The sequence below is a fragment of the Gordonia sp. SL306 genome (assembly GCF_026625785.1).
GTDB lineage: Bacteria > Actinomycetota > Actinomycetes > Mycobacteriales > Mycobacteriaceae > Gordonia.
The window spans coordinates 1,279,729-1,294,304 of record NZ_CP113063.1; the positions used below are offsets into that span (position 1 = coordinate 1,279,729).

The following is a 14,576-nucleotide window of genomic DNA, read 5'->3' on the forward strand; positions in this document are numbered from 1 at the left end:
GGCGACCCATCGCAGGCCCCCGGATGCCGGCGGGACGAAGTTCATGCCGGTGCCAAGACGTCGTCGACGAGAGTCAGCCACCGGTTGGCAACGGCCGGCTCCGAAAGACGTTCCCGTACCACCTGCACGGCCACGTCGAGTGCACTCCTGGTGTTCACGTCGTCGAGGGCGAGGACCGATTCCGCAAGACCGCGCGCGTCGCCCACCTCGAACGCGAGCGCCGCGCCGGGTTCGACAAGAAAGCCGTGCGCAGGAATCCGACTGACCACCAGTGGAACCGAGCTGGCGATACCCTCGAGCAGGACCATCGGCATCGCCTCCCATCGGGACGGCAATATCAACGCGGACGCGCGTGTCATCATCGTCCTGACCTCAGCGTTCGGTATCGGTCCCGCGAACACCACCCGGTCACCGAGACCGGCAGAACCAACCTGGGATTTGAGGACGCCCATCAGCGGCCCCTCACCCACCAGGGTCAGGGTGCGTTCCGGCAGGAAGCGCATGGCATCGACTGCGGTACATATCGATTTCTCGGCGGAGTGCCGCGCCACGATCAGCAGGTCTACCTCACGACGAGGGCGGTCGTCGATGTTCGCGGCCAGCGGCACCGGGTTCTCGATGACGACCCCTTTTCCGGCGGCGGGGCGAACCGATGGGGAAACGAAGACCTCTTCGTCGATGAGCGACATCCGCTTACCGGCCGAGTACATGCCCGCGGCCAGTCGCGGATAGCGATCGATCGGCCAATGATGAACAGCTACCACCTTCGGGCGATGAGCTCGACGTAGCGACATCGACATCAGGACCACCGCAGCGATGGCGTAGTGGGTGTGAGCGATCACCACGTCGCGCCCACGCATCAGGTCACGGAGTTTGCCCAACATCGTCGCGAGAGTGCGCGGTGTCGCGGGGCGGGTGTCGGCAAGGCACCGGGAATCCGCGAACAGGTCACTTCCCGACTTGTTGTACAGGAAGTACGATGGCAATCCGGCGTTCCCGGACACATGATGCTCGATCCACCACGACAGAGTCTGTGCGCCGGCTCTTTCCAGCTGAGTGACGATTTGCACCACATCCGGTTCAGCGAGCTGGTCGCGTTTGACGAAGAATCGCTTTTCGTCCTGTACTCGTAGCCCGGACATCTCGAGTCGCGCGGCCACATGGCGGAGCCGCACGGCAGCGACAAACGGCTCGACAGTGTAGCGCCGCGCCAGGCGACGCGGCTCGTGGCACAACCTCCACAACCAGCCGAGCCGCAATATATGCACCATCGGAGGAAAGTAGTTCTCCGCGTGGGCAAGTTGGTCGAGCCAACCTCCGGCCGTGAAGATCTCGACGCCGACAAGATCTTCTCGCAGCCTGATCGCAATCCGATCCTGCAATGGCGATCCCATGCCGAGAACGATCACGGTCGCGCCGGAAGCTCGGAGCCTCTGCACGAGTCGGGTGTGGTCAGCAATCCCGTCGAATCCATCGATTGCGAGAACCGCACCGGGGAACCGCTGTGCTGCCGACACTGCGGTGCCGGCTTCTCCACCGACGAAAGCCATTGTCCGACCTGAACGATGACATTCTCTGAGGATCGCGGGGAGGTTCAGGTCCGCCGAGGACCGCGTGATCGACGAGCCTTGAAGGCTCAGCATCAGCTGCAGGAACGTGCCGTCGACCCCAACCTTGTCGGCCTGCGCCACTGCCTCCCAGTCGGCCTCCAGCGCGCTATGATGGTTCAGCCACGTCGTCACCCGCGACACCTCGCCCGACACGTCTGGCACAGAAGCCTCACTGGTCATGACCGCGGCACCTCCTCCTCGACGGGCGACTGCCCACTCGGCCAGGAATGACCGTTCAGTTCAGCCGTTTCCGACACGGGGGCTTCGACATCATCTTCAACGGGCACAGCATCGCCATCACCGTGCTCAGGCGTCCTGTTCCGGACAAGACGCTCGACGCGACCCCAGGCGACGACGACACCGGCGGCCAGGAGCAAGCCGGCAAGTAGTCCGATGGCGAGGTTGCGGCCAGAACGCGGGGAGGACGGACCCTGCGGTGTCAGCGGTTCCTGCAGTATTCGCAGTGCGACGATCGGCCCGCCACCATCATCGGGTGAATCTCCCCATCGCGCGGCTTCGACTACCTGCTGGCACACCTCCCGGCTCAACCGGACAGCTTCGGTGGGTGTGGCAGCGGTCACGCCAACGCTCATCGCCACCGACTGTGGTTGCGTCTCAACACTGATACGGGACTGCAGATCGGCCACACTGAGATCCAGCCCCAGAGACGCTATGGCCTTCTCCGAGACACGGTCACTCGTTGCCAAGTCGCGATAGGAGACCACACGATCCTGTGCCATCAAGGAGCCTTGGTAGGATTCTCCCGGCGTTCCGCTCGTAGCGGGCGAAACGTACAACGAACAAGCAGCGGTGTATTCGCGTGGCATTGTCGAGTTCCCCAGGACGGCCGCGCCCACGCACAGTGCGCATACCGCAGCCGCCACAATCCATTTGAGACTTCGGTTCCGCAGCACGCGGCGTAGGTCACCGGTATTCATGGTGGTCCTCCTTGTATGGTGTCGCTTCGTCGGGCGCGACCTCAGCGCGCTCGATCACGTAAAGTTGGACTGTCACTTGCGTTGTCAATCCGACCTCCTGCCCCAGACACGCGGGAGGGTGTTCAGCAGACCGGCGATGCCCACATAGATCGTGGTGAACAGGACTGCAGACAACAGGAACGGGAGGATGGCCGCTTCTCGGGTGCTCGGATCCGCCACGATGCCGATCGGCATAGACACGACGAGCGCCGCAGCCGCGGCCGCGTAACCAGGAAGAACATTCACCAGATAACTACGGATCGGAACACCCAGCGCGAGGTGTACCAACACCACACCCACCGCGACGCCCAGAACCACTGCCATCGCGGCCGCGGCAACGACGCCGACGTAACCGAACAGCAGTCCTGCCGGAATCGCCAGAGCCAGCGCCAGTACGCAGGAGGCGACAGCCGACCAGATGAGCATTCGCATCCGGTTGATCGCCAGCGTCGCGGCCGTACTGACCCCGGTCGCGACGTTGAATGTCAGTGCCACGGAGAGCAGGATGGCCGCGCACAGCACCTCGTCGTTGGGTTCCCCCAACCAGAGCGGAATGGCACTGAATGACGTCGCCACCAGAAGGAAGGGCGCGAAGATCGATACACCACAGTTCAATCGGACCAGGGGTAGGTATGCGTCCCGGACCGCGCCGTCCCCGCCGTCGGCAAACCTGCGGGTCATGTGCGTTGTCAGAGCGACTGATGCGATCGATCCGAACGCCCGCGCGCCCAGGGCCAGACGGCTGCCCAGGTCATACGCGCCGGCCGCCGCCGGGCCTATGACGATCCCGAGAATGATTTTGGGAGACTGGAACAGGACGATGTCACCGACTCCGAGGACCTGCCCTTTCAACCCGAAAGCGATGACATCGCGGGTGATTGCGAGCGTGGGCCTCCCGACGGGAAACTCGCGTTCGTCGACCACGACGGCGACGACGACCAACACCAGGCCGATGACTCCGCCGATTGCGCTGGCAATCGCAAAAGTGCTGAGCTCAGGACCCACGACCAACCCGATGACTCCGCCTACCGCGACCAAGCCCGTCTGGACAGCCAGCCCCACATTCCCTGCGATCATTCGTCCGCGCCCGAAGGCAGCCGCGGCGACCACGCGCGCCAGCATCCCCGTCACGAGGATGACGGCCGTGGCGCACAGCAGTGTTCGCGCCAGCCCGACCGATCCGGTGTGCAGCGATCCCTCGAACACGAACGCAACGGCGCTTCCGACCGCGATCAGGATGCAGCCGAGCGCGATGGTGATCGCCAGCGCAACCCCGAGGACCGCACGTTCCGCAGGACGCTCACCTCTCGCATGATGTAGCGCTACAAACCTTGTCACCGAGCGTGATACACCAAGGTCGAACAACGCTGCGTACTGAGCCAAGGCGCCCGTCACGGACCAGATGCCGTAGTCGTGCATACCGAGCGTGAGCACGATGAAGGGCGTGACCAACAGGTTGAGGCCGTAGCCCGCCACCAACGGAAGCATCTGGGCTGCAGTGCCCGTTCGAAGGGAATGTTGCTGTGCCGGCGGATGCTCTGGCGCGCTGGATCTGCCGCCATCCGATACGGCTAGTGACCGAACCACCTGCCTCAACTCTCGTTAGTTGACTTCGAGAACTGCGGGATCGAAGACGAGGACCCCGTTCGCACTGCCATCCGCGTCATTCATCGCGATGACATCCTCGGGAAGCGGATCGAAGGTGTCTGCGCGCAGGTAGTCACGAACGGATGTACCGGTGGAGCGCGAATCCACGTTCTCCGGACCCACACGCGCCATCAGATCGTCGATATGCAGCGTTCTGAAGTCAAAACTGATACGCGCGCTATCGGTCTCGTTTGGGACCGTTGAATGCAGTTGCGCGCCCGAGAACGACAAGATGGAGCCGCTCTCACCCACCACCCGAACCGCAGACCCCTCCATCCCCGTGCCCGCCTTCGGATGTGGACGAGGATCATGGGTGACGTACCTGGCTGCGTCGCGTCGTGAAGTACGGTTCCATTCATAAGCGTCGAAGTCGGAACTACTGTTTTCGACCGGCCGACCCCAGAAATCGGGATGAAACTGCATCCCTTTGACTGCCGCGTTTCCGGCCACCGGGACCCACCAGTTGTTCTGACAGTCGGGCGCGGCATACCACGTGTCGCGGTGAGCGGAGTAGTTGTATCCCAGGCCGGACGACAGGTAGCTCGCGGTGGGAACGACCCGGAGTTTTGGCACATCGAAGTACGTCTTCGTGATGTCGGCACCGAGGTCCAGCAGGATCTCGCGGAGGAGTTCCTTGGATCGGAGGTGATGAGTGAATGCCGGTTTCAGCGCGGCGAGAATTCCTACATACTCCTCCACCGCGAGGTCCCGATGGGCCGTCATCGGATCACGGCCGTCGAACGCTCGGGATACCATGTCCAGTGCAAAATCAGCCATAGCTCTGATCGAGGCGCGCGGCGACAGGCAGAAAACCGTTCCGTCGTATACCCTTTGGCGACGGACATGGTCGGACAGATTCGCTTCGGTGGATACGACGAATGGCATGGCAACTCCTGACTATTGGTCGGTAGCCTCAGGGCTGAGAATCTCCAGGTGCGGAATCGGAATGACGAACTTCCCGTTCCAGTCTCCGACGAACTCCAGGTCGCGGACGATCTCGCCTCGCAGATTCCACGGGAGAATCAGCACATAGTCCGGCTTCGCCGTCCGTATGTGCTCGGGATCCATGATCTGCAGACGGGTACCCGGAAGATGGCGGCCCTGTTTGTGCGGGTTCCTGTCGACGGTGCACTCGACGAGATCTTGGCCGACGCCACAGTAGTTCAGCAGGGTGTTGCCCTTTGCCGGCGCGCCGTAGGCGATCACCCGCTCACCACGTTCACGGGCCGAGATCAGGAAGCTCAACAGTTCGCGCTTCGTACGTGCAGCTGCCACGGCGAAGTCACGATAGCCCTCGATCCTGTCGAGTGCGAAATGCGACTCCTTGCGTGCCAATGCATCCAGACGCTCGGTGAGCTCGTATCGATCACTTTCCGCGTGACATGCGTATATGCGCAGCGAGCCACCGTGAGTCGAGACCTCTTCGACATCGAACAATCGCAGACCGTGACGCTCGAAGACTTGCGTCACCGAGTGAAGTGAGAAATACGAGAAGTGTTCGTGGTAGATGGTGTCGAACTGATTGTGCAGGATCAGGCGCAGCAGGTGCGGGAACTCCATTGTGATACGCCCGCCGGGCGAGAGCAGCAGCTTCATCCCGGCGACGAAGTCATTGAGGTCAGGCACGTGCGCCAGTACGTTGTTGCCGATCAAATGGTCGGCGAACACACCTTCGTCGACCAGCTTCTCCGCGAGCTTCGTCCCGAAGAAGTCGACGCGGGTGTCAATACCCTTGTCGCGCGCAACCTCTGCAACATTCGCCGCGGGTTCGATACCGAGAACGGCAACGCCATCACGCTGGAAGTACTGCAAGAGGTACCCGTCGTTGCTGGCTATCTCCACAACTCTCGTCGACGAATCGATGTCGAACCTGTGGGTGACATCCTCGACGTACTCTCGCGCATGCTCCAGCCAACTCGACGAGTACGACGAGTAGTACGCGTAATCGGAGAAGATCTCTTCGGGAGTCTCGAACTCTCCTAGTTGGACTAGCAGGCAGTCGGTGCAGACGTATGCGTGCAGCGGGTAGAAGATCTCTGGTCGGCCGAGTTCCTCAGGTGCGACGTACGAGTTCGCCATCGGCGACAGACCAAGGTCGCAGAACGTCTCGGTCAGTTCGGCCCAGCATGATCGACAAACGGTAGAGGTCATTTCAATCGTTCCAGATCTTCCACGGAGCTTTACCGCACTCCCAGAGGTCGTTCAGCATCACCTTGTCCCACAGAGTGTCCATCCCGCGCCAGAAGCCTGAATGCTGGTAGGCCGAAAGCTGTCCATCGGTCGATAACTTTTCCAGCGGTTGACGTTCAAAGATCGTGTCGTCACCGTCGATGTAGTCGAGAAGCTTGGGCGAGGCCACGAAGAACCCGCCGTTGACCCAGCCGGAACTGCCGTGCGGCTTCTCCTGGAACTGCGCAAGACCGTTGTCGATGTCGAGCGTTCCGTAACGTGCCGGGGGCTGAACCGCCGTCACGGTCGCGACAGTGCCTCCGCGCTCGTGAGCATCGATCACCGCGCGCACATCCAGGTCGGCGACACCATCCCCGTAGGTAAACGAGAATGTGTCGTCGCCGATGTGTTCCCGCGCACGCAGCAGCCGGCCACCGGTCATCGTCTCGAGTCCGGTGTCGAGCAGAGTCACCTTCCATGGTTCGCACTTGGAGCTGTGGGTACTCACCGACCCACTCCCGAGATCGACTGTGATGTCGGACATGTGCAGGAAGTAGTTCGCGAAGTACTCCTTGATCATGTAGCCGCGGTAGCCCAAGAGGATCACGAAATCGGTGACCCCCGCGGCGCTGTAGATCTTCATGATGTGCCACAGGATCGGGCGTCCACCGATCTCGACCATCGGCTTCGGACGGGTTTGCGATTCCTCACTGATCCGAGTACCGCGTCCACCGGCGAGAATGACTGCCTTCACGATTGGTCCTCTCCTTGTTGAAGGATCGAAGTGAAGGCGACACACACGGCCTCGACCTGGTCCTCGGTGAGCATGAGCGCGGACGGGAGATTTATTGCCCTCGCGGCGATGTCGTATGCGACAGGATTGGTGCGGGCCGCGGTGGCCGCCGTCTCGTAACCGTCGAATGCGGGCAGAGAGCTCAGTGGCGGTAGGAATGGCCGGCTGTCGATCTGCCGATCGTCGAGCAGTTCCATCATCTGACGGGTGGACAGACCACGCGCACGATCGACAACCGCAGTGACCATCCAGAAGGTACTGACCGCGTCGTGTTCCCGAATGTTGAGAGTGACGCCGGTGAGCTCGGCCAACCGCGTTTCGTACCACGCGAAGATCTGCCGCTTCTTCTCGACGAGCTCGTCGATGCGCAGAAGTTGGGCACGCCCGAAGGCCGCTTGCAGACTGCTCATTCGAAACTTGTGGCCGATCTCGTCGGTGACAAAGAACCGGTGTTCGGTCGGTTTCCGGCCGTGATCACGAATCCTGGACATCCGTTCAAAGAGCGCGTCGTCGTCAGTGACGGTCATGCCGCCCTCACCCGTCGTCATCGTCTTCGTCCCGTGGAAACTGAAAACGCCGATGTTTCCGAAACACCCGGCGCGGATACCGTTTCGGGACGCGCCGATCGCCTGCGCGGCGTCCTCGATGATGGGAATCTCCCCGGCCACCTGGCGGACTCGGTTCATGTCAGGAGTGTTCCCGTAGAGATCGACGGTGACGATTGCCTTCGTCCGTGGCCCGATAGCCCGCTGCAGTGATTCGGGATCGATACACCAGGTTTCCGGATCGACATCGGCGAACACCGGCGTTGCCCCGACGTAGATGATCGGCGCCGCGGTGGCCACCCACGTCGCCTCGGGCACCACCACCTCGTCCCCGGGCCCTACCCCCAGACCCAGCATCGCCAGATACAACGCCGAAGTGCCATGCGGTACCGCGATCGCGTGCCGCAGCCCGAGATGATCGGCGAACTCCCGTTCGAAGAGGGCGACCGATCGCCCGGCATTCCCGTACCAGTCGGTAGCGGCGGCTTCACTGACGTAGCGCACCTCGAGATCGGTGACCCACGGACCGGCGACCGGAATTCGCGGCCCGGTCGGCCGGGCAACTGGCGTGGATAATGCGGCGATGTCGGTCACGCTGTCCCCCAACGTAGGTCCGTTCCTACGGCGCCGGCGGAACGCAGCCGCTGGATCTCGCGAAGTCGGACGTAAGCCGGCCCCGCGAACATCTCGGTCGTCATCCCACCCTCGCGATAGGCCCCCCAGAGTTGCTCGACCCCGTGCCGAACGGTCCATCGCGGCTGATACGCGGGCAGGATTCGACGAATCTTGGAGAAGTCGACCTTGTAGTCGCGAATGTCGGGTGATGCGTTCATGCCGAATCCGACGGCGCACTCGGGCACCACGTCTGCGACGATGTCCGCAATGTCGCGCACTTGGTAGTTCTCACCGGTTGTTCCGACGTTGAAAGCCTGGTCGTGGATCGCCTCCGTCGGCGCTTCGAGCGCGGCCGCGAAGGCATCGGCTATGTCCAGGACGTGCACCAACGGTCGCCACGGCGTGCCGTCGCTTTCCAGCAGGACCTTCCCCGATGTCGCCGCGTGCGCGACGAGATTGTTGACGACGATGTCGGCGCGGAGTCGTCGCGAGACTCCGTAAGCCGTTGCGTTGCGGAGGTATACCGGCGAGAAGGTGTCGTCGGCGATTGTGCTCAGGTACTGCTCCACGCGCACCTTGGATTCTCCGTATGGGGTCACGGGCTTGAATTCGGCGTTCTCGTCGAGTTCCTCGTCACCGCCTCTGCCGTACAGGCTGCACGAGGACGAGAACAAGAATCTCCGCACGCCCGCCTTCTTCGTGGCCGCCGCCAGACGCAACGATGCGTCCAGATTGATGTCGTGGGTCAATTGAGGGTCGAGATCCGACAGCGGGTCGTTCGAGAGTGCGGCGAGATGGATCACGGCATCAACATCGAGTTTCTCGAGATCGGTGGCGGTCACATCCCGGATGTCAGCGAACAGCGCCGGCAGGGTGACCGGTGCGGCCTGGAAATCACAGTGGCGAAAGAAGTCAGTGTCCAGGCCCACCACGTCATGGCCGCGAGCCTGGAGAACTGGGACCATCTCCGATCCCAGGTATCCCAGATGTCCGGTGACGAGGACCCTCATCGCCCCTCCTCGCGAGAATGATGCAGCCGTGCACAATCTGCGGATCTGACGAGTTCGGTCAGCAGGACCGAACAATCGTGATGTATCACTATTACTGTCCCCCAGGGCAACTGGACGAAACGCGGCAAACTCACCGACAGTGGTTCGTCTACCAGCCACGTTCGACGAGAGGATCACGGCTAAATCTAGGGTTCCCGGCCGTGGGCCACAATCAGATTCCGCGTGACAATTGACAGCCAACAGTTGTTCTCACTGCTAGGAGCGGCAGCGGACCGTTCGCCGAGTGCCGATTCCGTTGCGGGAAAGCCCAGTTGTGGGGCAGGCAAAGCCGACCGTCACGGTCGGAGCGATGCGACTATCCTGTTCCGGATATCGGAGGTGGTGTGCGGCAGCCACATGGCCTGCACCGGCATGGTCGGCGACTCAGCGATGTCGATGACCCGAATCCTGTTGCCGTATAGCCATCCCGGCTCGTTGGTAACGAAGGTGCATGCCTGCGGATGCGCGATCACAGCGGTGTGCGGCGGCGTACCGCGCAGTCTGGACACCGTCAGCCTGGGCTCGAACCCGGCAGCCTGACAGATCGATATCAGCATGCGGATGTATTCGCTGTCCTCTTCCGGCTCTGCTACCGACACCACGATCTCGTACTCCGTCAGGCCCCCCAGGCCGACTCGGTCGTATTGGGCCAGCGGGTGGTCGCTGCCGACGGCCAGTCGCAGCTCATGATTGCCGGCGATGGTCCCCGCCAGATCCAACGGCGTCTGGATCCCGCGCCTCAACGCGAGGTCGATGTGTCCGTCGAGCAATTCAGCACGGATCTGGTCCGCAAATATCAGGCGCACGGTGATCGGCACCGAAGGATCGGCGATGACGACCGGTTCGATGACCGTGAACACCTCGGAAGGTGCGAGATTCGGCGTGTGTCCAATGACGTACGGTCGTATGCTCGCCGCGCCGGCGGCCTGCACCATCGCCGTCAGCTGGTTGCCGCCCGCGAGAAGTGCTGCCGCACCCCGGTAGAGGGTTTCGCCGGCTTGTGTCAGCATCAGGCTGCGCCTCGTCCGCGAGAACAACTCGACGCCGAGTGTCCGTTCGAGTTCTTTGATCGCCGACGACGCCGCCTGCTGCGTCATGAACATCTTCTCGGCCGCAACGCGCAAACTGGGCGCCTCAGCGACGGTCACGAACATTCGAAGGCGTCGCAGGTCCAAATCATCTCGACTCTTCATCAACCTGTCCCTGTCAGTTGTCCACGACGCTGTGATTGTAGGTTGTGATTCCCATCTTTACATTGGTAATGCGCTTCCTGGACGTTTCGGGATGCACCTCGCGGACGAAACACAAGATCTGACGACCGGTTTGGGGGATCATGACTGCGTATCGCGCCACCGGGCACGAGTCGATGGCTGTCGAGCGACGCCGCCGACTCGGTCGCGATCGACACGAGTTCCTGCCGATCGCGTCGCGCGGACGAGCATGGGTCCCAGGGTTCGTGACCGCGATCGCTTTGACAGATGTGGCGGTGATATCGGCGGCAGTTGTTGTGGCACAGCTTCTCCGGTTCGGTTCCGGCTTGGATACCGACAGCTTCGGGGGTGTCCACGGTGATCCGGTGGTGGTCATGACATTGTTGATCGCGGCTTGGGTGATCTCGCTGAGAGCGCATCAATCGCTTGACCGACGCATCCTGGGCGTCGGGACCGAGGAGTACAGCAGGGTCACAACGGCATGCCTCAGCGTCTTCGGAGTCCTGGCAATTCTCGTTCTCGTCCTGAACCTGGAGGTTTCTCGTGGATACTTCGCGTTGGCGCTACCCCTCGGGACCGTGGGTCTGTTGGTGTCGAGATGGGTGTGGCGCAGGCAACTGAGCCGTCAGAGATCTCGCGGCATCGGTCTTGAGCGTCTACTGCTGGTCGGCGAGCACATGTCCGTGGCCAGCGTGACCGACCGCCTGAATTTTGCTCCAGAACAACCATTTACGGTTGTGGGAGCGTGCACAACGAACACAGATCCGCACGAGTCCTGGGTGGGCAGTTCCCGCGTCCCGGTGTACGGCGGCCTCGACGACGTGGCCGCTGCCGTCGCTGCCACTGACGCGACAACCGTCGCGGTCACCTCTCCGGATGCGTTCGGACATCGCGCCATGCAGGACCTGTCGTGGGACCTACATCTCATGGATGTCGACCTGCTGGTCGCTCCGGGGGTGGCAGATGTCGCGGGGCCCCGGATGATGGTGCGCCCCGTCGCCGGACTGCCACTTCTCCATATAGGCAGACCGAGTTATGCCGGCGCGAACCGGTTCCGCAAAGCGCTCCTCGACCGTGTCGGTGGCGCGCTGATCGTATTTGCCCTCGCGCCGCTTCTCATGGGCATCGCTCTGGCCATCAAAGTCGATACGCGAGGACCTGTGTGGCACCGGTCCGACCGCCTGGGCGTCAACAATCGACCGTTTCGCATGTGGAAGTTCCGGTCGATGGTTCCCGATGCCGAAGCGTTGATGGCCGATCTCGTCGACCGCAACGAGGGCAATGGGCCCCTGTTCAAGATTCACGACGACCCGAGAGTAACGCCCGTGGGCCGTGTCATCCGCCGATACAGCCTCGATGAGCTGCCGCAATTGTTCAATGTGCTGAGCGGATCGATGAGCCTCGTGGGTCCACGTCCACCGCTTCCCTCCGAAGCTGCGACGTATGACGGTCGGGTGGCCCGCCGGATGCTCGTGAAGCCCGGGATGACCGGCCTTTGGCAGGTGTCGGGACGATCGAATCTGTCGTGGGAGGAGTCTGTCCGGCTCGATGTCTCTTACGTCGAGAACTGGTCGATCATGCAGGACGCGGTGATCTTGTGGCGCACCTTCCGGGCAGTCGTTTCCAAGAACGGCGCGTACTGAACAGCAGCACGTCATTGCATTTCTCAGTTGGTTGCCATGCACTGTCGCCGATGACTTCGTTTCGCTAACAAAGCATTTAGCGATACACGCAATCCGGTCCACCATTGCCGGCCGGCATGATCCGAGATTCGCCAAACCCAGCGGGGGATCCGCATCGAAATTTCATCCCATTGACGGTATTGATGCTCGCACGCGCCCCAGACTTCCCCGCGTGGGTTAGTCTCGATGCGTTGGAGCGTTCGTCTTGTCATTCTGTGTGCGTCGCAGACGATGACTTCGTTTCGCTCACAAAGCATTACAAATGAATAATACAGTCGGGGTCACAGGGGAGACGAAGTGTGACCGTTCTGAGAATAATGTTCGACCGATATGACGCCCGATCCCTGGCCACGCTCATCAGCACCGGCGGGGTACTTCCGCTGCCCATCGTCACATTGCTCGCGCCGGACACTCTTCGACCCGGCTCGCTCGTCCTGCTGCTGATCATCTGGTCGTTCATCGCAGCTGTGTTCGTGATCACTGCGATCCGCAGCCGACTCACCGACGCCGAGTTCGCCGTGCTCGGCGGTTTGGGCATCATCGGCATCTGCGGGACTGCCCTGATCCTGTCGAACAAGACGTCAGCCATGGCGGTCCTAGCCCTCGTCGCGGCCATCCCGACCATCGCCGCGATCTCCCCGTCGATCCCGCTGATGTTGTCCCTCAGCTCGCTGGCAGCAGTCGGCGCGGTTGTGGTGCTCGCCGTGATTGCCGCGACACCGGCGGCGTTCGTCATCAGTGTCGGAGCGATCCTGGGGTCCATAACGGTGCCGCTCTTTCTGGTCATCGCCTTGCGGCGATCGCTGGAAGCCACCCTGGAACGCCAGACGCAACTGAGCGGTATCGACCCATTGACAGGGCTGCTGAACCGGCGTGGCTTCCTCAGCCGGGTCGCCCCACTGCTCTCCGCGGCACACGTCTCGACCGGCTGGGTCGGCATTCTGTTGATGGACATCGACCACTTCAAACGGGTCAACGACGTGTATGGGCACCTCGCCGGCGACGGGGTGTTGCTGACCACCGCTGCGGCTATTCGTGAGGTGGCCCCGCCCGGATCGGTGGTCTGTCGTTTCGGTGGCGAGGAGTTCCTGGTGTTCTGTGTGGCCCGGGACGAGGCGGAACTACGTATCGCGGCCGAGCGGTTCCGCCTCGCGGTCTCCGAGGCGGCTCCGGTGACAGTGAGTGTGGGAGGAGTCTGTGCCCCACTCATCGCTTCCAGTCGCTCACGCGGCGCATCAACCGACGAAGTCGTGAGCCAAATGCTCGACCGCGCGGACCACTGCGTCTATCAGGCGAAAACACAAGGCCGCGACCGCACAATCATCGAGCCGATGGATCCGGTGCTATGGCGTCGCCCCGCGGTCAATCCGGGGGCAGTCAAGCCTCATGACACCACCCTGCAGTACACCGTGTTCGAACTCTTCTCCCGGCAGCTGGGTACGGCGAATCAAGCCGCCGAACGCAGCTGAGCCAGATCAGAGGTCCAGAGCGCATCCGCCTCGGCACGCATTCGGCTCCACGTCTGTGGTGACGTGTGCGCTTCGAGCCGCGCCAGGTCCCACCACATCAACTGCGTTCGATAGCGGTCGTCGGGAAACGGCGTCGGCGGGATCGACGTATCCACGCGGCCACCACCGGATTCCCAGCGCTTCAGGACGTGGTCGCCCGCGGTCGCCATCATGTGGCCCACACCGGCCATCTCCATGATCACAAGTCCGAGCCGGGCGAGCTGTCCGGCAACATCGCGCGCGACGGGCGAACGTTCGTCGACCCACGCTGTCTTCACCTCCACGACCCCTTCGTCGAGCCGAGACTCGATCGCATTGACCAGTGGCACCTGCCCTGACTGGCCGGCCCACTCTTCCAGCGCGTGGGATTGAGCGGCGGCGACGAACCGATGCTGAACGCGCAGACCTCCGAGTACCTTCCTGTCCTCACCGATGACGGCGAAGAACCGGGCTGTGCTCTCGCCGTCGGCGACGAGGTCGGAGTCGAGTGCGGCGGCGCATCCGTGGCGGGTGTACGCCGCTGCAGCACCGCGCAGATATCGTCCCCACAGGCGCCGTTCGGCGTGTGGGGTCGCGGTGATGAGGGTGTACTGATTGCCACGCGTGAACCCGGTCCGATCGGATGGCGAATCCGAGAACGCACTACCGTCAAGAATCGCTGTCATCGCCGAGCGCCAGCCTTCCAGAGTGACACTTTGGACGGGTGACTGCTCTGGTCTGAGTTGCAGGCTTGCCATGCTGCACAGTTTGCGCGGGCACCCTCTTGGGAA

The 14,576-nt window shown here is 62.3% G+C and carries 12 protein-coding genes; 3 read left to right on the plus strand and 9 right to left on the minus strand.

Features of this window, described 5'->3' with window-relative positions; genetic code table 11:
- Positions 1 to 41: 41 nt before the first annotated feature.
- The gene (locus OVA31_RS05740) at positions 42 to 1,790 is read right to left on the minus strand and encodes a WecB/TagA/CpsF family glycosyltransferase (protein WP_267630144.1); all 1,749 of its coding nucleotides are present in this window, start codon (positions 1,788 to 1,790) and stop codon (positions 42 to 44) included.
- Positions 1,791 to 1,837: 47 nt separating this feature from the next.
- On the opposite strand from OVA31_RS05740, the gene OVA31_RS05745 reads away from it, so the two are divergent.
- Positions 1,838 to 1,999, plus strand: a complete 162-nt coding sequence (locus OVA31_RS05745; RefSeq protein WP_267630145.1) for a hypothetical protein — start codon at positions 1,838 to 1,840, stop codon at positions 1,997 to 1,999.
- Positions 2,000 to 2,632: 633 nt separating this feature from the next.
- Here OVA31_RS05745 and OVA31_RS05750 read toward each other — a convergent pair.
- The 7 genes from OVA31_RS05750 to OVA31_RS05780 all read right to left on the minus strand — a co-directional run bounded on the left by OVA31_RS05750 (position 2,633) and on the right by OVA31_RS05780 (position 10,598).
- Positions 2,633 to 4,075 (minus strand): lipopolysaccharide biosynthesis protein, encoded by a 1,443-nt coding sequence (locus OVA31_RS05750; protein WP_324290189.1) that lies wholly within the window; start codon positions 4,073 to 4,075, stop codon positions 2,633 to 2,635.
- A 114-nt stretch (positions 4,076 to 4,189) separates the two neighbouring features.
- Positions 4,190 to 5,119 (minus strand): hypothetical protein, encoded by a 930-nt coding sequence (locus OVA31_RS05755; protein WP_267630148.1) that lies wholly within the window; start codon positions 5,117 to 5,119, stop codon positions 4,190 to 4,192.
- 12 nt (positions 5,120 to 5,131) lie between these two features.
- Positions 5,132 to 6,385 (minus strand): class I SAM-dependent methyltransferase, encoded by a 1,254-nt coding sequence (locus OVA31_RS05760; RefSeq protein ID WP_267630149.1) that lies wholly within the window; start codon positions 6,383 to 6,385, stop codon positions 5,132 to 5,134.
- A gap of 1 nt (position 6,386) precedes the next feature.
- Entirely contained in the window at positions 6,387 to 7,157 is a 771-nt protein-coding gene (gene rfbF, locus OVA31_RS05765) for a glucose-1-phosphate cytidylyltransferase (protein WP_267630150.1), read from the minus strand.
- Positions 7,154 to 8,335 (minus strand): DegT/DnrJ/EryC1/StrS family aminotransferase, encoded by a 1,182-nt coding sequence (locus tag OVA31_RS05770; RefSeq protein ID WP_267630151.1) that lies wholly within the window; start codon positions 8,333 to 8,335, stop codon positions 7,154 to 7,156. The genes rfbF and OVA31_RS05770 overlap by 4 nt, the downstream gene beginning before the upstream one ends.
- A complete protein-coding gene (locus OVA31_RS05775) occupies positions 8,332 to 9,366 on the minus strand; it encodes an NAD-dependent epimerase/dehydratase family protein (RefSeq protein WP_267630152.1) in 1,035 nt (344 codons plus the stop codon). The genes OVA31_RS05770 and OVA31_RS05775 overlap by 4 nt, the downstream gene beginning before the upstream one ends.
- Positions 9,367 to 9,701: 335 nt before the next feature.
- A complete protein-coding gene (locus OVA31_RS05780; RefSeq protein WP_267630153.1) occupies positions 9,702 to 10,598 on the minus strand; it encodes a LysR family transcriptional regulator in 897 nt (298 codons plus the stop codon).
- A gap of 173 nt (positions 10,599 to 10,771) precedes the next feature.
- Between OVA31_RS05780 and OVA31_RS05785 the strand changes: the two genes are divergently transcribed.
- Both OVA31_RS05785 and OVA31_RS05790 read left to right on the plus strand, forming a co-directional pair.
- Positions 10,772 to 12,259, plus strand: coding sequence for a sugar transferase (locus OVA31_RS05785; protein WP_267631416.1), 1,488 nt, complete (start codon positions 10,772 to 10,774; stop codon positions 12,257 to 12,259).
- A 338-nt stretch (positions 12,260 to 12,597) separates the two neighbouring features.
- Positions 12,598 to 13,767: a sensor domain-containing diguanylate cyclase gene (locus OVA31_RS05790; RefSeq protein WP_267630155.1), complete on the plus strand. Its 1,170-nt coding sequence runs from the start codon at positions 12,598 to 12,600 to the stop codon at positions 13,765 to 13,767.
- On the opposite strand, the gene OVA31_RS05795 is transcribed toward OVA31_RS05790, so the two are convergent.
- Positions 13,746 to 14,471, minus strand: a complete 726-nt coding sequence (locus OVA31_RS05795) for a hypothetical protein (protein WP_267630157.1) — start codon at positions 14,469 to 14,471, stop codon at positions 13,746 to 13,748. The genes OVA31_RS05790 and OVA31_RS05795 overlap by 22 nt on opposite strands.
- Between the last annotated feature and the right edge of the window lie 105 nt (positions 14,472 to 14,576).